Consider the following 20837-nt stretch of genomic DNA (forward strand, 5'->3'; position numbering starts at 1 on the left):
CAATGGCCGGCTCGAACACCTTCGCGGTTCCGCTCTCGGCTTCCGCAACCTCACCAACTACGTCGCAAGATCACTGCTGGAATCCGGCGGATTCAGACCGAAACTACACCCTCAATTCTGAAGAGCCGGATAAGGAAGAAAAAGCAAGGGACAAAGAGGAAAGTTGGTGGAAGCGGTACGAGTGGATAACAGAGCTCGCTTTCCCATCCAAAAAAGTAGATAGCAACCCCCGTCCCTAGAGATTTCGCGATGGTTCTGCTCTTACAGCTGGAAGCTGAGCAGCGGACGAACCTTCAAGGCAAAGCCTGCGCAAGTTTTATGTCCCCAAATATTGTCCAATCCCGCTCCCGTCGCGGAGGGTGTGTACGTTGCTCCACCGTCACTGGATACTACATCCGACAGGTCGTACATGCTTGGCGCAACGCAGGTAATAAGAGAACCCTTGTCGCCTCGGGAGTTCGAAGCGGCCCTTAACTCTGTGAACAACACAGAGGGCACCGTTAGTAGCTCGCCGGAATCCGAGGCATCAGTTTAGGCAACAAATAGGTACGGCGTTGCGTGACCACGGGGTACCTTTCAGTGACAGCGGTGCTCAGCGTATGACAGTATATTTCAATAACCGCAAAGTCGAAATATTTGTGTTGCCTCGAACAAAGATATTCCTGGGGGCGCAGGAGCTTCGATAGATGAGAGAGACGCATAAAAGAACAACGTTGGTTTCAAGCCCAAAAAGTTACTCGAAGCGTAGCGAAGATACCTTACTATTTCGTGAGCTTGGTCTATCTCTAGAGTTCTGGGTGCCAGAATTGGGTACTGACGACGTAATCAAGATTATAAACCAGTTCTCACTTTGAAAGGGGCTTAAAATGACCGTTTAGTACAGCCCCAGAAGGCCGGCTTACAGACCGGCCCATCCTGTGGAGATCGGCGGTTCGTGGCGGCGTTCTTTGATTGCCCCGTGTTTCACTCCCAAACTCTGCAGAGTCTGGCATTGAATGGGTTTTGAAACACTTAGGTTATGAGATACAGCTGATGCATGGTCCGGGGTGCGGTCGGCAACCGTGCGTTGCCCAGGGGCAATAAGGACAGGCGCCGAAATGTCTTAGGCACTGGGCGCTTTGCCCCGCTCCGGAGGACGATCGGACCCAGACGACACTCTCTGAAGTCACCGTTAGGCGAGTTCCGCCTTACCCACGTTCATCTGCGGAAGGGCCGCTCAACCGCCACTGCAGTGCTGAGCCGACAGACTGAGAAGAAAAAAGAAGGACCCCCGAAAGAGCCCTTCGATTCGTTGTCTCAAGGAAAGGGGCGGGCTGCCAATACCCCAGCTCCAGCGGCCCAAACAGTTTCCAATCCATACTGCCACCATGAGCGGGTTGACCCACTTACGGCTTGGTTTCCTTCAGACGTTGTTGAATGGGCTGATTTCATAGTGATCCTCCTGGTTCTCATATTTCGACGATTTTTGTGGTCCTTCTGACGAAGGTGTTTCGCGTGCGAATCGTTCTTTCGAAAGTTTCGCTCACTCAATAGCCGCAAGAAACTGAGGATCAGCAGTCCCGCCATTCCCTCTATTGCGAAGCCCCAGATTTGAACTGGGTCCGCCCCTAGCTTTCAGACAACGAACTACCCGAAATGTTACACCAACAACAATGGATTTATGTATCTTCGTGCGCTTGTTACTAAGGTGACTCATAATCCTAGGGACCCGAGATGTCGCACCGACGGGGCGACCGTTGCGACGGCAATGGCCCAATTCTCGCGGGGTCGTGCGTGTTTGGCAGCGGCCGGCGATTCCCGTAACTATGTCTCGAAACTTTCTGACTGAATCGGTGCATTCACCGTGAGATAGTAGACACATGGCGCAGCCGATGAGTCAACTCATCATTCTGCCCGACGCAGCTGCAGTCCACCGACCGGACACACGCGTATCCTTTGGCTGACGACATTCAACGCGATGATCTCTACGTGGATCACGGTGCGTCCTGAGCGCGAACACCGCGACTGCATTTCGATCGGACACTCGACCCGCTGATCGACGGATACACCCTCGTGACCCTGACGCAACTCGTCCAAAAGCCATTCATATTGACCTCACAGACCAGCTGCAGCACTAGTGCTGCAGCTGGTCTCCAGTTGAAGGCGGATTTGGACCTTACGCTTCTGTGGGCCCCATCTCTGGATGACCTTCAAATCTGCATTCCGTTCGATGACACGCCTGCCACCGAGGGTGCTGCCACTGGCATTGTCGGCCCAGCCCCCCACTCGTTTTTTATGCCTGGATCGGATTGGACGGGCCCTTGCGCCCCAAGAGATGCGCCGTAGTTTGTCTTGGGTGTCCGTGCGTAGGACGCGGTTCCGAAGCGTAGGTCGGGTCCTACGGTCTCGGCGACGATGCGGCGGGCCTCATGCTGTGCCCCGTCCTTTTCGTAGGACCGGAACTCCAATTCCCCGGCAACGGTGACTGGGTCACCCTTCTTCAAGGACGTCGCCACGTTCTCTGCGAGTGACCGGAACGCGGAGACGTTGTGAAAGACCGGGATGCCGTCGCGCCAGGTGCCGTCGGCTGCCTGGAAGCGCTGGTTGACGGCGACCCGCAGCTTCGCGTGCGCGATCCCTGACTCGCCGTAGGAGAGTTCCGGATCCGCGACGAGGTTGCCGTTGATGCTGACTGGGATTCTTGTACTCATTTCTTTTACCTGCCTTTCGTGTACCTGGCCGGTCTTTCCGGTCAGGGAACGTTTGCGATTTAGCTCGTAGTGACTGTTCTTACGGCGCCCGTGACCGGATGGTCGACGACGGGGCCCGTGCGGTATCCACGGTCATGGGATACTGCGATGTCGAATGGGGCGGGCTTGCCGCCTAAGTTCTCCGGCTGTGTGACTTCAAGGATGGTGCGGCAGGCCGAGGTCACGCGCCCCAGTGTTGAGCGGGCTATTTCAAGTCTGCTGAGGGGTCGAGGCCCGGCTGAAGAATCCGCTGCGCCACTTTGCTCGACTGACAAGACCTGGTCGGCCCATCCGGCCAGGTAGCTGCTGGACTGTGCGCTGCGGTCGATGCCGTGGGCCCGAAGCACGGTGTAGGCTACTGATTCTGCTTCTACTTCGGCCAGTCCGCGGTGGTCCAGCCCGCTTCCGTAGAGTCGGCCGATCTTGTCATCTGGGCCGTGTAGGCAGACGTGCCCTATTTCGTGGGCCAGGACGGCGAGGCGTTCTTCGTCTCCGAGCCACGTACCTACCTGGATCCTGTGGTTGGCAAAGTTTGTGTAGCCGCTGGAGCCACCGAGTTGATTGTTCGTCACGTCGACGTCGAAGCCGCGGCGGACGGCGACGTCCACCAAGGATGGCCACAACCCCGCTGGTACAGAACCATTTGTCACCGTTGGCCGTGGGACGAGTAGTGGTTGTCCGTCGGTTTGGCTGATGTCGAAGACGGCTTGGCCCCGCCATCCAACAATCACGCGCTGGTCCTTTGGTGCGGTGTCTCCGGCCGTCTGCGCCGCCGCCCTGCTTGTGGTTCGTCCCGTTTCTTCCGATGCCGTGTCATGACTTTTCGGTGCCGTCCGTGGTGCCAAGACCCAGAGGGCATGCTCACCTTTGAGGACGTTGCGCCCATGGTGTTCCCACTCGCGAAAGCCTGCGACGAGCGAGGGCGGTTGTTGGCCGCGTTCCTCCATTTGTGCCATGAGCAGGGCAATGTTGCCGCCAGAGTACCGCCACAGGGTGGCGGAGGTGTCCAGAAGGTAATGCCATCTTCCCGGGGTGGAAATTGTGTTTTCCAGGAGCGAGTGAAGTTGCTGGGTCAGTCCGGCGATCCGGTCATCCGCGCCCGGACGTGGACCGGCGGACTGCGGGCCCACCCCCTCCCTACCGGCCGAGCGACTGCTTGTTGTAGGGGCCACGACGGCCGCCTCCCTTACTTCTGAATTCTTCACCCGCATGTGCGGTGATACTTATCCATGCCTTCGGGTGCCGCTAACGACATGACCTGCGTCGGCGATCGTGCGGATAACGGCAGTCGGCTGTTGATGCGATTCGGTCGCCCACGCGTCGAAGTCCGTCCCGCCGGCGGGCAGGTCCCGGGGTTTTGTCTCGCGGTGGGCTTGCAATCCGACGCAGCCGACGGTCCTGGTTGCCTGGCGGAGGCGCTCTATCGCCAAAGGCAGCCGTTCATGGAAGCCGAGTGGCCCGAACCCGGGGTCCGTCCGCGTGAAGGATGCCAGTTCCGCCTTTTGCAGGGCATACAATTCCGCGACCAGTTCGGTGTGCCGCCACCAGCAGTCCGGAACGACGGACGTCGTGAGCCGGTAGGTGGCGGCGAACCACGACACCCAACGGCCCAGGTCCGACCACACAGTCTGTGCCGTCGTGCTGTCGAGCTCACGCCAACGGTACGTGGGCGCTAGCGGTTCACCGTGCGCTTTTTCAAGCACGCTATCCCTGTCCGCACCGCCAAAGAGTGTGGCCGCCGCCTCGTCGTCATCAAACAGGTTCATCGCCGCTCTCCTTCGCTGTAGCTTGTCGGTGGTTGTCCATGGTTTGTTGGTGGACGTGTCCTTGTGCGAGTGCGTCTTCGGTCTCGATTTTGGAGCGGCCCAGGGCGGCGGCGTCGCGGCGTTGGTGCCAGCCGCGCAGATCCAGCAGGATCGGCCGGGTGCGCCGGCCGAGCATCAAGGCAGTTCCTACGGGCAGGCGCCGTATTTCGTGCAGGGCGATGACGGGCAGGTCGCGGATCTGTTCGCCTTCCTGCCTGCCTTGGGAGGACCATGAGCGTGTCTTGTAGGTGTGGCGCCGCTCCCCCAGCAGGGATGCCAGGTCGCGCAGGTCCCGCTCGTCGGAGCCGCCACCAAAGATGACCTTGATGATGGCCGATTCCCAGATGGTTGAGGCTTCCTCAATGGACCATCCGGAACGTGCCTGCGAGAGGGACTGCAGGACGACCATGGTGGAGATCCCGATACCGCCACCGTCGGAAAGCACAACAGGAAGCCCGGGCCACGGTGAGAGGTTGGCGATTTCATCCAGAATCAGGGACAGGGGCGGGTCCAGCCGTCCGCCCGGGGCCGTGAAGGCCATATCCCTGGCGGCTGCGTCGATGTCGTCAATCAGTGCCGAAAGGTAGGGCCCTGCGGCAGCGGCCCCGGACTTGGTGCCGATCAGATACAGCGTCCCACGGTCCCGGATAAAGGTTTTGGGATCGAATTCGTCCTCACGGTTTGCAGGGTCCAGGGCGGCGAGCACCCGGGGCGATGACAACGGCGCCACGGCCGCGGAGACGCCGATCCATGAGTTGGAGGTGTTCCTGGGGTCGTCTTCGAGGATGCCCATCAGGTCCGAGTGCCACCCCAACGCTGCCCGGGGCCCGTGCAGGATGTCCAGGGCCTCGGTGGCCAGTGTCGGATTGGAGGACCAGCGGCGAAAGGCCTGAATCCCTTCCCCCGAGAGCGCTGCGGCGTGCAGCAGGCATTGCAGGACTATTTGTGCCCGTTTCTGCCAGGCTGCGTTCTCTCCGCTCATTTGGGAATCGGCGGAGATGACCAGCGCCCGGCGGACGGCCACGTCGGGATCCTCGCACCCGCGGATAGGAGACCAGCGAAGGGTGGAGCCCAACCCGGACATCCCTTGCGGGTCAAAGACCGTCACGGGCCGCCCGCCTGTGGCCCTGGCTTTCATGGTGACGGCGAGATTGTCCGCACGGGTCGATGTCGTGACCACAGCGCCCGGAGCGTCCAAAATGGCGTTGATGACGATGAACAAGCCCTTGCCCGAGCGTGGGGCTCCCTGGATGACCATCGATTCCTCGGTGGAAACGTGGACCTTCGTGCCGCGCGAGGTGCCAAGCGTCCAGGACACGTCGGACAGTCTCGGTCGTTTCAAGCCCGGGCGGGTGATCCTCCCGCGTTTGAGCGCGGCACGCCTGCCAAACTCACGGACCACTTCCGCGCGCCGGGCCATGCCGTCCCGGCCCAGGATGTCCCGGCGCAGCCACGCCCCGGACTGGCGCCAGCTGCGCCACGTCAGAAACACGAACAGGGCAGCCACCAGCACGAGGACCAGCACCGGCCCGAGGAGCACCCACACAGCTCCCACGCCCACATCGCATCCTGGCGGTGCCTGCCCGATGGCAGCGAAGTCGCCGGTGAAGAGTCCGACAGCGGCGAACGGGCTGGGCGGCCCGTCCAGTGACCGGCCGCAACGCCATTGGGAAGCGACGTTCGCGGTCGCCTCGGTGAGCCCGCTAAAGCCCACAAACGCCGCCCCGACCAACAGACCTGCTGTAATGAGAGGTGTCGAATCGGTGCCGGTAATATTCATTGCGTCATCCTTGTATCGGTGCCGAACACGTCAAGCTCTTCGCTGGTGACCTGGTTCGCGACGATGAAGGAGCGGTTGCCGACCTTCCACAGGCCCATGCCCTTGGGCAATTCCTCCACTTGCTCGCATTCGGCCTCCGTCAGGCCGAGGGCGTCCTTGGTCAGACGCATGGAGTCGTGCTTTTGGCGGTAAATGATCCGCGTGTCCGCCTCGGTGAGCAGGCCCAACGCTTTTTGCCGGTGTCCGCTGGTGCTGTCGCCGATCTCATTGAGGTCGGCGACCTTGTGCATGATGAGCAGATTCGCGATCCCGTAGGTGCGGGCCAGGCGCCATTGTTCACTCATTTTGACCAACATGTAGGGATCGGCGAGCATCCGCCATCCCTCGTCGTAGACCACGATGCGTTTCCCGCCGTCGGGGTTGGTGATGGCCGCTTCCAGCCAGGTGGCCCCGCAGGCTGCGGCCAGGGAGAGGGCCTGTTCGGAGGCGCCGATGAGTGCGGAGGTGTCCATGACCATCATGGGTGCGTCGGCGTCGAAGGAGACTGTGGAGGGTGCGTCAAACATGCCTTCCAGGTCTCCGGACACGGTGCGCCGCAGGGAATGGGCCACGGCGCGGCCACCGTCGGGGCCGACCAGTTCCCGGGCCTCCGGGGACGGGTTGAGCAGGTATTCCAGGACCATGGGTAGTGTCGGGGTCGCGTTGGCGGCGACAGCGTCGGTCAGTGCCATGTCCAGGGCGGTGTGTTCCACCGGATGCATCGGCACCCCCTGCCTCATCAGCGACACCAGGGCCACGAGGAGCTGCCGGCGTCGTTGACGGACCACCGCCTGCCACTGGGCGTTGGAGAGATCCCGGGAGCGGGGACCGGCATCGAGCGGGTTAACCCTCGTGGCCCTACCGGGTCCGACGGAAATGACCTTCCCTCCGACGGCATGAGCCACCGGAACCCATTCCCCCTTCGGGTCGGAGGCGACGGCGGCCTTGCGTCCGAGGGTGATGGACCGTGCGACAAAGGACTTGCCACACATGGATTTTCCGGTTCCCACCGTTCCAATGACGACAATGGAGGGTCCGCTGATAACGCCCTTGTCGTAGAGGACCCAAGGGTCATAGGAGAAGGCACCGGACCCGAAAACGTCCGTCCCGATATACGTTCCTTCGTGTCCGAGGCCGGATTCGGTGATGAACGGGTACGCGGCCGCAAACGTCATGGTCGAGGCACGGTGCGGGGCGGGGTGCAGCCGGTGCGGGCCCCGGAACGAGTGGGACCCGAACGGCTGTTGGCGCCTTGGTTGTCCGAGTCCTTCCTCGTCGCCGGCCAGCAGCCCCAGTTTCTTCCACAGGGGTACTGGTTGGCCGGCGACGGCTTGGTCCTGCAGCTGGTGGCGTTGCCGGCGGGCGCTGCGGGATTCGTTGTTGGGGATGAAAGCCACGGCTTGCCTGGTGGTTTTCATTGCAGTCCCCGTCCAAGTGGCAGTCCGCCGGCGATGTAGGCCGGCCATTGCTCGCCGACGAGGAGGCGCAGGTCGACGAAGGCGCTTGCGGCGGCGGATTCCAGTTCCTGCCGGTGGCTGGAGAGTTCCTCCAGCGACTCCCCGGTGATGGTGACGTAGGCGGCGGGCCGGACGTCGCCGTATCCGGCGACGATCTCTTCCTCGCGTTGTTGGACTTCTTCTTCCTCGGCCCGTTGTTCGCGTGTGCTGGGGCGGTCGAACTTGGTGTTGATCCGCCGTCGTGTCTCGTGGGCTTCCTGGGCTGAGCGGATGTCCTTCAGGGCCTGGTCGGTGGGGATGGCCTTGATGACCTGGGTGACGGTATGCCTGAATCCGCCGACGTAGACGAGGGGGTGCAGGAAGCCGGGGAAGACTTTTTGGCGTGGCCATTCCGCGACCCAGAAGGTCTGGTGGAATCCGCTGTCGGTGCGCAGGTAGCTCCAGTGCTCCTCCAACGCCATCGGCCCGCTTTGGCGGGGGTCCACTCCTATGAAGTCGCCGGTGCGTTGAGAGGTCCGGACGACGGATGCCGGGTCAAACGCTCCCCGGATAACGGCGGCGAAGCTTCTGTCCCCGAGCCACTCTTCAACGATGACGCCGTGGGTTTTCAGCCCGCTGCGCAGGGCGTTGATTTCCGAACGCAGGGTGTGTTCCAAACCGGTGATCCCTCCCCCGGCATCATGGATCCGTCTGCGTGCCTTGGCGGTGTTCAGGACCAGGGTCAGGAGAATCTCGTGGCTTGAGGCGGTCCCGGCAGCGGCGATGAGATCCTGGTAAGACCTGTCGCCCCACCGTGCAAAGGGCACGTCACCGTCACGGGCCCTGACCTGTTGGTCGTAGTAATCCTGCAGGGCTGTTGCCGGGAACTGGACGGTGTGGTCCTGGATGGTGATCCTGGCGACGACAGGTCGTTTGGCCAGGGCCGCTTGTACCCGTGACCAGGCCTGGACGGCGTAGGCCTTGTCCTCATCGTCGAGCAGGGCGAACGCGCCTGCCCGGCACCGCAGGACGGCGAATGCCTCATGTGCCCGGGCGTCGACAATAAAGCTCTCCCCTGTGCAGGTGCGGTGAATGACCAAGGAAGCCAGTCCGCCGGGCAGGACCAGGGTGCCCACCGGTACGGCATCGAGTGTCGGGAGAAAATAGGTGGTTTGTCCCGTCAGGCGGCGGATCAGGAATCGTGCCCCGTTCAGCGCCCAGAGGGGATAGGGGATGCGCTCATATTGCAGGAAGCCAAGGAGCAAGAGGAGGATCCAGGCAGGGCTGGAAACGATGAGTCCGCCGGGTCCACCGATGGCCGAGGCTACGCATCCGAGGAGGACCCCGCCGCCAGCGATGATGAGCTGGAACCATTGCAATCCGATGATGACGCCGCGGCGTTCACGGCGGGGAAAATTTACCAGTTGCAGCGCGCTGGTGTGATCAGTCATGATGTTCTCCTGATTGTGGCGGTCTGATGGGTGGGGGCCCCGGTTTGGGCGCAGGCGGCGTCGGCTTCGGTCCGGGTATTGGGCCCGGACTTCCGGGGCGGGCGCCGTGGCCTGGCACGCCAGGATTAGGCACGCCGGTGCTGTGCATACCGGGACTCGACATGCCGGGATCAGAGGACGGCGGCGCGGCCTTCGACGGGTGGCCCATTTCCTGTGCTGTGGCTGCGGGCTCTGGTGCGGATGCCTTGGCGGCTGGGGCGCTGGTCTTCGTCGTTGCGGCGGCTCCCTGTTGAACCATGGCCTGGTCAGGCGAGGGTGCGGAACCAGGGCTGGGAGTTTCGGTCTTCTTTACGTTTGCCGTCTCGGGCTTGCCGCTGGACTTCACAACTCCGGGGCTTCGGCCCATGCTGCCGGCCCTCAACATATGGTGGTTGCGGAGTTGTTGCCCGATTTGTCGTCCGGCGAAGTTCGAGCCCTTTTGTGCGATGTGGGCGCCGCCTGCGGATTGTGCGGCCGCGGCCAGTTCCCCGCCGGCAAAGCCGACGAGTTTGAGGGCAATGAGCGGGGCGGCGCATGCCAGTGTCATTCCGACGGCGCCGGCAGCCATTCCGGCGAACGAGGTGGCGTTGGCGTACAGCTTGACGGCCACGGCCAGGATGGTCGCGGCCAACGGTTTGGCGAGCAGGAGTGCGACCGCGATTTCGCACCATCGGCCCGCCCAGGACTTTGTCTTTTCCCAGGGAATAAGCATCAGGGCCACCGGGGCGACGGCGGCGAGGACGATGAGGGCGAAGGAGCGGAAGATCATCGAGCACATGAGGATGAACGCCAGTACCCAGATGATGAGCGTTGCCAGGACGGTGATGAGGATCGAGCCGCTGACGGGGTTCTCCGTGGCGGCCTGCGCAATCATGGGAGCGGGTATCCATGCCTGTCCGGAACCGGCTGGCCCTCGGTGGAACCCGAAGAGTCGCATGAAGACCACATACGGGTCGGATCCCATGGTGTTCAGGACCGCTGTTGAGGCGCTGTCGCTGACATGGGTGAGAGCCTGCATCAGGTAGACCGCACCACCAACGAGGGGGACGGCGATGAAACCGCCGATCAGTGCCCGTCCGATGCGTCGTGGTTGCTGGGAGATGAGGCCGGAGATCAGTTGCAGGATCATGATGACCACCAGTGGAGTCATCATGACAATGACCCACCAGCCCGTCAGTCCTTGAACGGCATTCCACTGGGAGTCATCGACGTTGGAAACGCCGAAGGCTCCGGAGATGAAGGACCACAGCCAGGAGGCGATGCTCTCCAATATTCCGGCGAAGAAACCGGTGATGGCAGAACCAATCGTGTCCTGGGCCGCGGACACCAGTCCGCAGCCAAGGGGCCACCATCCCCCGATCGTGCACGGCAGCGGTTGCATGGCACAGGCTCAGAAGCCAAGGTGGAAAGCGGTTTGCGACCAGAGAATATAGCCGTTGATGCCGCCAAGTATGGCCGCGATGGGTCCTGTCCAGAGCAGGATCATGCCTCCCCCTGAGGCGAGCCGGGAGGATTGGCTGAGTTTGCCGGCCAGGAGCATGGCAGCTCCAATGATTGCGACGATGGCGATCACGATGAAAGCGCCGACCAGGATGCCGCCGCCGATCTGTTTGAGGGAGTCCAGGAAGGGGAAATTGCTGTTCGGGACGATTCCGGGGTCCACTGGTGCGAGAAAATTCATGACACTTCTCCATCCGGATGCCAACGCAGGAGTTGCGTTGCTTCTCTTCCTCCATCATCTTTTTGGCGCATGCCATATGACCTGCATTCGCCGTAGTGGCTTGGGCGGGTGGGTCTCATCCAAGGAGGGTGAAGTATTGGGTGCCGGTGTTCCAAGCCACGGGGTGCAGCAGTGTGCCCGCGGAGGGGTTCAAGGCGCTGTACATCACTCCTGCTCCGGCGTAGATGCCCACATGGCCCCAATGATTCGGCCCGTCCGGGTTCTGGACGACCAAGTCGCCGGGTTGCGGCGTTGAGGTAGGGTGCCCGGTGGCCCATTGCTCCGTTCGGGGCAGCTGGATGCCAGCTTGGGCGTAGACCCATTGCACGTAGCCGGAGCAGTCCCAGGCCTTGAACGCTGTGCCGCCCCAGACGTAACTGCCCCCGACGCCTTCTTGGGCGTAGCGAAGGATTGCCTGCCGCATCCCGCTCAGATTCCCGGGGACAGGCACGGTCGGTTCGTTGGCGTTTGGCTGCTGGGGTGAACAATGTCGTAAACCACCGCTGCCCCGGAGGGAGGCGATAATTGCCTGGGCTGTCGGCGCCCAGCGCTCATAGAGCTCAGGGAACGCCGAGGCCTGCACTGCCTGCGCAGCCGCGCCCAAAGTCATGGACTGCCAACCATGCACGTCCAAGAGTCCTCGGGGTGAGCCCTGGTTGGGCCCGTTCGGGCCACCAAAAAAGGCTTCGGCATCGTAACTGGGTGTCATCAGTTCCTGAACGGTCCCCCACCCGGCGCTGGGCCGTTGCTGCGCCGAGCCAATGGAGTCATGGTCGTAGCCGACCCCGTCATGGGGCATGCCCAGCGATGCGGGCACGGCTGGATTTGCCAGCATCCTGAGCCCGGATTCCTGCAACGCCACCATGATGGAGATCTGGATTCCTGTATCCGGCACGGCCAGCGAGGTCCCAACCCTCATGTACGCGGCGGCAACGCCCTGCTGCTGGCTATCCAGGACAAAGAGCCTGCCGTCGGGTCCTTTGACGCTCATGGTCGTCGCATCGCGTCCCGGGGACTGCGTCTGCCCGGCAACTGTGGCTGCCGTTGTCCCCTGTGTCGTGGATGTGCAGCTGGTTTCGGAACCGGCCGTGGAGACGATCAGTGCCGTCGTGCCGCTGAGCACGGCAACCACCCCTACCGGGACAGCCACCACCAGGGCACCGAGCACGCGTTGGATGAGTTTGGCTTTCGCGAGGGTTGCCAAGGCGGCGGGCATCAGTACACGATTCTGCCGGCCGTGGTTTCAAAGCCTGCCAGGACGCAGCGATCCGCCGGTGCGGTGCGTGCCGGCGGGCAGTTCACCATCACGCTGACCGGGACACGATAGGGTCCGGCGTGGGGGTCCGTTGTCGATCGGTCGGTGACGTTCAGGACTATCGTGCAGACGTGTAACCCCACCCAGGGTGCGGGGTGGTCCCGGACCTGGGCGAGCGAATTGTCGCAGCTTGTTTGGACGACGGCGGCCGTCCGGTAGGCGCGATAGGTTGAGAGCTGGGCGAAGGCTGCTGCATTGATGCCGGTGCCTTCGAACTCCTGGGTATAGACGGTGAGCGGGTTGGAGCCATCGGCTAAAACCATCCACCAACTGCGAATGTGCTCGTATACCTGTGTATAGGTCGACGTACGGCTGTCCCAGATGTAGAGCGCCTCGGCCGTGGCCTCGGCATACGCCCTGAAATTAAGAGTCCTCGGCTCCCCCGGTGATACTGCAACGTCGGTCGGCGAAACGGTGGGTTCCACTGCAGGTCCCGGAGCCGTGCCCGATGCCGTTTGGCTTGTTGCTGTTTGGCTTGCTGCCGGTGTCGGTTCCACCGCGGTCTGTGGGGATCCGGTGTGCCCTGGTGTCAGGAACAAGGCCAGCACCAGGGCGAGAACTGTTGCCAGGATCATCAGCAGGAACCACATCCGTCGTGAGCGCATAAAGTAGTTTCGCCACACAGCTGTTCTGCTCATCGGACACCTCCCTATTCATCCATGCGGGATGGAACAAAAGACGCATGACCAATTCGCATCTGATGGAAGGAAGAACTGGGGAAGCTTCTCGGCCGCGATGCCTGCCCAGGTCGCGCCAGCCGCAGTGCCACGGCCACGACCCGGTCAGGAAACTTTTCTGACAGCTCAACAAGAGATCGGGACGGTGGCGCCGCGATCCAGTGGCCAGCGGTTATCCGGGCACTACCTGCCCCCGGATTGAGTCCCGCATGAGCCTCAGCGCTGCCGTGTGCAGTGACCTGGTACGCCCGATTTGCACGGCCACGTACCGCGGCGTGACATCGAGTTCCTCGGCGATGAGCGTCAGTGCGGCGCTTCGTTGTGGCCCGCTCAGGCGCGGGACGATGATCGTCGCCGCGATCGTGCGATGCAGTTCGGTGGGCAGGCACTCCGCGACGCTCGTTGCCGTCGTCCCCGTGATGCCCTCGTCGGAATCAATTACGGCCAACGTCTTTCGGATCGTGGTCGCCATCTGGCGCACGAATTTCAGGTGTTGCCTCGCCCGCCGGTAGGCTGGCGGATCCGACTTTACCGGAACATTGATGGTGCCTGTGCCGTAGTTTTCGTGGTCCGCCATGAGAAGGAACAAGGCCGAGCCCCAGGCTTCTTCACCCACATACTGTTTGGTCAGTCGCAAGACATCCAGGGCCCAATCCCGCTCAGCGACCCCGGCCGGCTCCAACTCCACGTCCTGTGGCCGATCGAAACCGGGGTGCTCATCGTCTTCGGCCACGAACAAGGGAACTGAATAATGTGCGGACGCCTTGGCGATGCTCGCCGCACAAACATGGTTTGCAATCCCTTGGACCCAGGCCCCAAACCGGACCCCGGGCCACGATTGATAGTGCCCCTGTGTCACGCCGGCCCAGACCGCCATGCGAATATCCTGCAGGACGTCGTCCACCTCATGGAGGCAGCCGGCCTTGGCCAGACGCGAACGAACAAACCGGGATATGTCCTCCACAGCCGTCATGACCTCGTCCCCGCCGATCACTGGCTGGCCAGTGTCCGTTCCCGGTTGGAAATCAGGCGGGAGAAGGTCCTTGCGGCGGGAGGTTTTGGGTAACGCGTGAGTGGTCATCGTCGTCTTCGTTCTAGAAAGAACTGCACACTATGAAAGTGACCTTCACGCTGACAGAGGGTGCGACGGCGTTGCGGTCCGAACGGTTTCCGACTGTAGTGCCAGAATCCCAAAGATGATATTAACTAGTGTTAGTGCAGGTTTTACCCCTGTCAAGATGGTCTATGGAGATCTGTGGATAAAGGAGGCAGAATAAGAGCATGCCAAAGATCACCCACCCCGTAGACATTGCCTGGACATCGGATGTGGAAGCGGCTATCGAGACTTTCGGCAATCGCGGGCGCAACGAAATCATTCGGTACCTGGCAGAACACGGTCCGGTACCGCGTGGGGACATCGTGGATGCCGTGAGCGCCAGCGAGGCCAGCGTTGCCCAGCATCTGCTCGCGCTCGAAAGTACCGGGGTCATCGTCGTGGACATCGTCCAGGGACGCCGGCACGGCAGATCACCCCGTTACTCGGTGGATGACGACCGTGTCAAGGTACTACTGGAGGCTCACACGGACTATCTGCTGAATCGGTAGCAGCCGCTCCCCCAGAATTCAGTGCAATATCGCGCTCCAGAAACTCAGTGATCGACTGCAGCGTCTCCGCAGACACATCCCCCAACGTGTGTGTGGCGAAAGTCTTTAGCCGCGCGGCCCGCAGCGCTTTCCCATACTCGAGCTGAAGCGTGAGCGGCTCAGGCGTTTCAACATCCTCGACACCCAAAAGGTAGTCGGGTTCGACCTTGAAGAAATCTGCCAGCGCCGCCAGGAGTGGCCTGTCCTGAACCAGTCGCCCGTTGCCATCCTTCATGTAGGACCATCGAGCCCTGGACAGTTTCACCCCACGGGCGATCATCGCTTCGCTAATATCCCGAAAAGTCAACGGCCGACCCGTCTCGGCCACAGCCGCGTCCAACAACAGATGCAGCTTTAGAGAGAGCTCGCCTTGCGGCGAGCGTCTGGACTCTTCGGCGCCGGGCTTTTCTTGGCCCACCCTCTGTCTCCCATCCTGTACCCGCGGCTGACTCAAGTATCCGCCGGGGACTTGCGTGCTACAAGGAGTCTGAATTTTTAAAGTGTTTGCGAAACACTACTTTCGAAACTATTGATGAACGCGTCTACCAACAGTCCTGCATCTTCAAAATTGGACGTCGCAGCATAGATTGCGCCGCGGACCAGTAATCAAAGTAGCGGCAGCCCGGACATCCAACGCATCCCTTTAGATGGTTAGTTACGGAAAGGCGATTGCCGCGCAGACCCCTACCGGGGCGGCTTGCTGCGGCGTTGGGCAATCTGGATGTTGTCGTGCTTCTGACTCTCAAATTCAAGTCATACAACTTTGGCATCCGTACGGCATGGAGTGAAGAATGCCGCAAACCTAAGGAGAGTCCGATGACCGAACAATCAAGCCCCGCTCCATTGGCCCACGGCTTCGTTGAGGAGTGGATGACGCCGAAAGAGATCTGCCGCGAATTGCAGATCCCAGAACAAACTTTCTACCAGTGGCGCGTCAAGCACCTCGGGCCGAAGGCTCACAGGATCGGCCGCCACCTGCGCATCAGCCGCACGGACTTCAACAAGTGGATCTCGACGACGAAAGACCATGTTGGCTAGCGCTCTGGGACCCTTTCTGAACACCGGTAGTCCTGTAGACCACCCGGTACCTCGGCGCCGCCCTGATCGGTCTGCGCGAGCAAGGGAATCCCAAGGAGGACGCCGATGTCGCGGGGCTATTGCCCGTGGGAGAAGTGAACACCCCCAATTGGCTGGGGGGAACAAAATCCGAACACTTTAGGGTCGTTTCAGAAGCGGAAGATTTCGTACGTCAGGGCATTCGGAACGGCGTGCCGCGGATGCTCGACGTCTGGCGGTTACTTCTACACCTGCCAAAATCAAACTCAAATAGACTGTCCCGTATGGCGCCCCTTCACCGGACTTATCACCGAACACCCTATACGGACACTTCATAAGCCACCATCTGCAAAGCCGCAGGTCAGCGGATGATATGTCCGGTGGAGGACCGGCTAACGGGACGGCTGAAGACGCCCATGCGGGACACCTCTCACGGGACAATGTGACAGAGAATTAGGCATCAATCGACCATTTCAGTTCCCCAGTGGAACGTCACTGATCTGTTCGCTCAAATACGTGGATTGGCTTCTCAGCGCCTCACTCTGTCGAAAAAAGATGCCGAGTCTACGACCGCATCAGTAGTGTCCCCTGATGGTGAGAACAATCTTGGCGACCGGCAGAAGTGTTATGCCAATGACGAGAGGGAAGGATCTTCTGGCGTTGCGCTTTTGGACCTTTCCGTTCTTGCCTCGCTCCGGGCCAAAGGCCATGATTGCCAGAAATATTGATCCCAAGGCACACAACACCGTGGCCCCCACAGAACGGGGCTGACTACCTGTCCAGACACTTGAGCAGCAGCGGCAAGAGCAAAATGGGCAGGAGCCGCGTGGCCGGCCACAGCAAGAAATGAATGATCGAGCAAGATCAACGTCCTCCAGCCGTTCCCGCCGGGGGCTGGTCAGATGCCGTCGCTGGCAGGTCAAGAGGCAGCCCCTGTTTCCGACGGCGCCTATCATCCAATACAGACCGGAAGAAAGGAATAGCAAAAACGGCGGATAGCACGATGAAGCAAATGAGCGTCAGTCCGAGGATGCTGATCGGAATAATGAAGAACGGGCTCGAAGGGTGTGGCCGGGTGCTTAGCACCGTGATGATAATACCTACAGCTTCTAGGAACATGACCCCAATGCTGATCAACATGAATTGTTGGAATCGTACGAAGTACCGTCCCGATTTCAGGCTCATACTACGAGGACTGGCAGGGCCGGTATCGTTAATCATTTCCCGCTCTTTCGGTATTGCTGTTTTCTGAGAACCGTTGTTCCGCCGATCGGGCGGTTGCGCCGGGAGCAGACTGTGCCCCCGAAAAGGTGAGAGCTTGATCAATCCTCGTCTGGAGCCCCACTGACAGCCATATCGTACCGGTCCATTATGAGTGAAACATGTCCGCCTCCGGACGCCTATTAGTTCAAGGTCGCCAAGAGCAGCCCCAAGCCGTTTGACCTATTCTTCACACAAACGACAGGCCAAAGCGCACACCCGACCGTTAAACGTTCCCCTCCGGAACTGCCATGATGAGACTTTTCAGCTCCAGCGCGCATGAATCTATGGGTGGGTCTCCGCCCCTTAGAAGCGGAGGCGACGACGTGTCGAGTGGCCTTTTGATCGACTGCACTGAGCGTTCGGCAATACTGGAAGTCAAGCTGAACAGCAGGGAGACGTGACAGATGGCAGGCAGCGGATTTGCTGAATACAGAACCCAACGTCCAAAGGGCAAAGTGGTGACTGGTCCCGTAGACGTCAGAATATGCACGATTGGTGATATCGATGCAATACGCGGCATCGATATCAAAGCTGGTCGTACACCTGCTGCTGCTGAGGCTTTGGCCGCGGCTATTCAGGACGATGGGCGACTGGTTGTTGTCGCGTCGGTGAGTGGCACGATTGTCGGGTGGGGCAAGACTCACTTCTGGTCCTACTCTGATGGACAGGCACCCGGCGGGCACTACTTGGGCGGTGTTACCGTAGTCCCGGAGTTGAGGCGCCACGGGATAGCTCGGGCGTTGACTCAAGCGCGACTGGACTGGATCTGGGGACGTACAGATTCAGCCTGGTATATCGTCAACCTATCCAACCGAGCATCGATCGAACTTCATCGCCAGTGGGGCTTCGTTGAAGTTGCCAGGGCTGCGAAATTTCACACGACCAGCTTCACCGGTGGCGTGGGGTTGCTGTTGCAAGCGAAACAACCAACGGAAAACTGAGAGCGGCGATTCCTCCAGCTTCACACCATTTTCCTATCGGAGAGCGTTAGCAATCGTAGTCTCCGGCACAGCTCAGCAATATTTCGTCCCAGAAGACGTTCCCCTCCGGAACTGCCATGATGAGACTTTTCAGCTCCAGCGCGCATGAATCTATGGGTGGGTCTCCGCCCCTTAGAAGCGGAGGCGACGACGTGTCGAGTGGCCTTTTGATCGACTGCACTGAGCGTTCGGCAATACTGGAAGTCAAGCTGAACAGCAGGGAGACGTGACAGATGGCAGGCAGCGGATTTGCTGAATACAGAACCCAACGTCCAAAGGGCAAAGTGGTGACTGGTCCCGTAGACGTCAGAATATGCACGATTGGTGATATCGATGCAATACGCGGCATCGATATCAAAGCTGGTCGTACACCTGCTGCTGCTGAGGCTTTGGCCGCGGCTATTCAGGACGATGGGCGACTGGTTGTTGTCGCGTCGGTGAGTGGCACGATTGTCGGGTGGGGCAAGACTCACTTCTGGTCCTACTCTGATGGACAGGCACCCGGCGGGCACTACTTGGGCGGTGTTACCGTAGTCCCGGAGTTGAGGCGCCACGGGATAGCTCGGGCGTTGACTCAAGCGCGACTGGACTGGATCTGGGGACGTACAGATTCAGCCTGGTATATCGTCAACCTATCCAACCGAGCATCGATCGAACTTCATCGCCAGTGGGGCTTCGTTGAAGTTGCCAGGGCTGCGAAATTTCACACGACCAGCTTCACCGGTGGCGTGGGGTTGCTGTTGCAAGCGAAACAACCAACGGAAAACTGAGAGCGGCGATTCCTCCAGCTTCACACCATTTTCCTATCGGAGAGCGTTAGCAATCGTAGTCTCCGGCACAGCTCAGCAATATTTCGTCCCAGAAGACGTTCCCCTGCGGAAGGCGGCAGCCCCAAGCTCAAAGCGTTGCATTTCGTGCCCTTGCATCGTAGTGTTCGCACATGGTGCGCATGAAGCCTTCTCCACGCAACAAGACCGCCCTTATCTTGGTCATGGCCGCTTGTGTCTTCACCTTCGTCGGCCAAGCCCTGATCATCAGAACACCTGGCGCTCATGTTCCGTCATGGGTTCTGCTGATTTCGACCGTGCTCTTATTTGCCGCGGCGGCAGTCATCTACGTGCGCCAGGGGAAAGGCCCAGGTACTCCGTCCAGTCGATCCTAAAGGCCAATTCACGTGGGAACCTGTCAACGCGCAGGCCGTGCTTCGCTCAGCCGTTCGGTCTATTTCGCCAAGCTAACAAATTTAGAGGCATCAGCCGTCCCTCTCGGGGTTCCCGATCCGGACGCGGATGGAGCAATCAGGTAGTGCTGGGGCTCGGTACGCTTATCGGAGTAGAGGGCGAGGGGGGACGTATGACTCCGGAGTTAGTAGTTCGGCAGTGCACCGACGGCGATTTGGCTGCTTTGGAAGAGACCGAACCGCCCCGCTCGGGCATCGCACGCCACCTGCTCCATCAGCAGGCCGCCGGCAACATTGTGTACGCAGCAGCGTGGCGGGATCATCTGCTGCTTGGCACCGTGGTCTTGGATCTGCGCTCCGACTACACGCCGGAGCTGAAGCACCTGTTTGTGCAGGAAGCCGCTCGAGGCGCCGGGGCAGGTACGGCGCTGTGCGTCTGGACGGAACGTCATGCGACGCGGGCGGGATTCGACAAGCTCTACCTCGGTGTCGGCGTCGAGAATCATGGAGCCCGCCGGCTCTATCAACGCCTGGGCTTCACATTTGCAGGACCGACGACCACAACGACATATCAATACGTCGACAACGACGGACACAAGCAGTGGGCCACTGAAACAGACGACATGTTCGAGAAGGCACTGGCTGAATGAGGCCCATCGGGTCGTATGTCAGGATGCGTCCGGTGAAGTATCGGCGAACCGCACTGCCCAGCGCACAAATGCGTTGACCCGGCGTGCCCTTTTGACTGGTTGTGTGGGTGTCTCAACGAACGGGGACACCCACACAACCCACTTTCCACCGACAAATAAATGAGGCATACCAGCCTGTCGCCACCGCGATCCGGGGCGGACGCTAGGATCAGGCTAGCGAAGAACGCACTGCGGATCAGTAGTCGAATGGGTGATGGATGTGGACGATGACCGGGTAAGCGGCTGGGTGCGGTTGCTGCGTCGGGCACCGAGGTGGGTCCCGATTCTTGGGTCCGCCGTCGTATTCACAGTCTTCATGCTCGGGATGAAACTCCTTCAGGGAGAGGACTTAGAGCCAGTAGAGATTGCGATCACCGGGGCAGTGGGCTTGGCGGTGGGCGGCTTTGCCGTGTGGATCACCCGCTGGCAGCGTGCCAGGGAAAGAAAGAAGCCGACCGGCTGGCCTACAGCGACCAACCTCAAGCAAGCAGTGTCCATAGGCCGCCTCCCGGAAGGCGCGGCCGCGGAGCAGTGGATTCCCAAGTTGACCAAGATCGCCGACCAGGAGCGCTACATGATCTGGATCGGTCCGCTTCTGATTGGTGCATTCGCCGCGATGGGCGTCTTCCTGACACTCGAGAGGCTGGATCATCCCTGGTTCTGGGTGCTGGCCACCATCGGGTTTGCCGGTGTAGCGGCCTGGTATCCGATATGGATCCTGCGGCGCAGGGCACGAATCGAAGGACTTATCACCCAATTTCCAGATGGAGGGCGACTTATTCCAAACGACTCCGTGCCCAAAAAACTGAGCTGACCTACCCTAGGCATCCTTGGAAAAGCCAACTGTTGACCTCTTAAGCCACATCCGCAGGACGGCCGGAGATCCGACCGGTCAGGGTTCCCCTGCGGACAGTGATTGGCTCAGCCCCTCTGCAAGCTGTAGCCCAGTACTCGGACTTTCCGCCTCCAAGCAAGTCACCAGGTCCCTCACCGGCCCATACACGAGCACCCTCCCCGGGAGCCGTCCAGAGCCG

19 protein-coding genes are annotated in these 20837 nt (G+C 60.7%); 7 read left to right on the plus strand and 12 right to left on the minus strand.

The genetic code is table 11. The features are described 5' to 3' along the window. Positions 1-2189: 2189 nt before the first annotated feature. The 11 genes from OS914_RS17145 to OS914_RS17195 all read right to left on the minus strand — a co-directional run bounded on the left by OS914_RS17145 (position 2190) and on the right by OS914_RS17195 (position 14072). On the minus strand, positions 2190-2690 hold the full coding sequence (locus OS914_RS17145; protein ID WP_267547271.1) for a single-stranded DNA-binding protein: 501 nt from the start codon (positions 2688-2690) through the stop codon (positions 2190-2192). A 59-nt stretch (positions 2691-2749) separates the two neighbouring features. Next, a complete protein-coding gene (locus tag OS914_RS17150; RefSeq protein ID WP_267547272.1) occupies positions 2750-3859 on the minus strand; it encodes an ArdC-like ssDNA-binding domain-containing protein in 1110 nt (369 codons plus the stop codon). Positions 3860-3952: 93 nt separating this feature from the next. After that, on the minus strand, positions 3953-4495 hold the full coding sequence (locus OS914_RS17155) for a hypothetical protein (protein ID WP_267547273.1): 543 nt from the start codon (positions 4493-4495) through the stop codon (positions 3953-3955). Beyond that, positions 4482-6314, minus strand: coding sequence for a type IV secretory system conjugative DNA transfer family protein (locus OS914_RS17160; protein ID WP_267547274.1), 1833 nt, complete (start codon positions 6312-6314; stop codon positions 4482-4484). Before OS914_RS17160 ends, OS914_RS17155 begins: the two co-directional genes overlap by 14 nt. After that, positions 6311-7771, minus strand: a complete 1461-nt coding sequence (locus OS914_RS17165) for an ATP-binding protein (RefSeq protein ID WP_267547275.1) — start codon at positions 7769-7771, stop codon at positions 6311-6313. The genes OS914_RS17160 and OS914_RS17165 overlap by 4 nt, the downstream gene beginning before the upstream one ends. Further along, positions 7768-9240 carry an SCO6880 family protein gene (locus OS914_RS17170; protein WP_267547276.1) on the minus strand — a complete coding sequence of 491 codons (1473 nt, stop codon included), beginning with the start codon at positions 9238-9240 and terminating at the stop codon, positions 7768-7770. Before OS914_RS17170 ends, OS914_RS17165 begins: the two co-directional genes overlap by 4 nt. Further along, positions 9233-10660: a type IV secretion system protein gene (locus tag OS914_RS17175; RefSeq protein WP_267547277.1), complete on the minus strand. Its 1428-nt coding sequence runs from the start codon at positions 10658-10660 to the stop codon at positions 9233-9235. The genes OS914_RS17170 and OS914_RS17175 overlap by 8 nt, the downstream gene beginning before the upstream one ends. A gap of 9 nt (positions 10661-10669) precedes the next feature. Next, the gene (locus OS914_RS17180; RefSeq protein WP_267547278.1) at positions 10670-10960 is read right to left on the minus strand and encodes a hypothetical protein; all 291 of its coding nucleotides are present in this window, start codon (positions 10958-10960) and stop codon (positions 10670-10672) included. A 115-nt stretch (positions 10961-11075) separates the two neighbouring features. After that, positions 11076-12215: a C40 family peptidase gene (locus OS914_RS18135; protein WP_324290680.1), complete on the minus strand. Its 1140-nt coding sequence runs from the start codon at positions 12213-12215 to the stop codon at positions 11076-11078. Continuing rightward, positions 12215-12952: a hypothetical protein gene (locus tag OS914_RS17190; protein WP_267547279.1), complete on the minus strand. Its 738-nt coding sequence runs from the start codon at positions 12950-12952 to the stop codon at positions 12215-12217. The genes OS914_RS18135 and OS914_RS17190 overlap by 1 nt, the downstream gene beginning before the upstream one ends. 211 nt (positions 12953-13163) lie before the next feature. Further along, positions 13164-14072, minus strand: coding sequence for an RNA polymerase sigma factor (locus tag OS914_RS17195; RefSeq protein ID WP_267547280.1), 909 nt, complete (start codon positions 14070-14072; stop codon positions 13164-13166). Between the two features lie 200 nt (positions 14073-14272). On the opposite strand from OS914_RS17195, the gene OS914_RS17200 reads away from it, so the two are divergent. Further along, positions 14273-14596 carry an ArsR/SmtB family transcription factor gene (locus OS914_RS17200; protein ID WP_267547281.1) on the plus strand — a complete coding sequence of 108 codons (324 nt, stop codon included), beginning with the start codon at positions 14273-14275 and terminating at the stop codon, positions 14594-14596. Here the strand turns inward: OS914_RS17200 and OS914_RS17205 are convergent. Then, complete coding sequence (locus OS914_RS17205) at positions 14550-15053, minus strand: hypothetical protein (protein ID WP_267547282.1); 504 nt, start codon at positions 15051-15053, stop codon at positions 14550-14552. The two genes, OS914_RS17200 and OS914_RS17205, sit on opposite strands and share 47 nt — an antisense overlap. 398 nt (positions 15054-15451) lie before the next feature. Between OS914_RS17205 and OS914_RS17210 the strand changes: the two genes are divergently transcribed. The 6 genes from OS914_RS17210 (at position 15452) to OS914_RS17235 (ending at position 20617) form a co-directional block, all read left to right on the plus strand. Next, positions 15452-15673: a helix-turn-helix domain-containing protein gene (locus OS914_RS17210; RefSeq protein WP_267547283.1), complete on the plus strand. Its 222-nt coding sequence runs from the start codon at positions 15452-15454 to the stop codon at positions 15671-15673. A 1685-nt stretch (positions 15674-17358) separates the two neighbouring features. Continuing rightward, entirely contained in the window at positions 17359-17895 is a 537-nt protein-coding gene (locus OS914_RS17215; protein WP_267547284.1) for a GNAT family N-acetyltransferase, read from the plus strand. 272 nt (positions 17896-18167) lie between these two features. After that, positions 18168-18704, plus strand: coding sequence for a GNAT family N-acetyltransferase (locus tag OS914_RS17220; RefSeq protein ID WP_267547284.1), 537 nt, complete (start codon positions 18168-18170; stop codon positions 18702-18704). Between the two features lie 170 nt (positions 18705-18874). Beyond that, positions 18875-19096, plus strand: coding sequence for a hypothetical protein (locus tag OS914_RS17225; protein WP_267547285.1), 222 nt, complete (start codon positions 18875-18877; stop codon positions 19094-19096). Between the two features lie 191 nt (positions 19097-19287). Then, positions 19288-19764, plus strand: a complete 477-nt coding sequence (locus OS914_RS17230) for a GNAT family N-acetyltransferase (RefSeq protein WP_267547286.1) — start codon at positions 19288-19290, stop codon at positions 19762-19764. Between the two features lie 355 nt (positions 19765-20119). Further along, a complete protein-coding gene (locus OS914_RS17235; RefSeq protein WP_267547287.1) occupies positions 20120-20617 on the plus strand; it encodes a hypothetical protein in 498 nt (165 codons plus the stop codon). Positions 20618-20837: the final 220 nt, after the last annotated feature.

It is taken from the genome of Arthrobacter endolithicus, from assembly GCF_026627425.1.
Classification (GTDB): Bacteria; Actinomycetota; Actinomycetes; order Actinomycetales; family Micrococcaceae; genus Arthrobacter_M.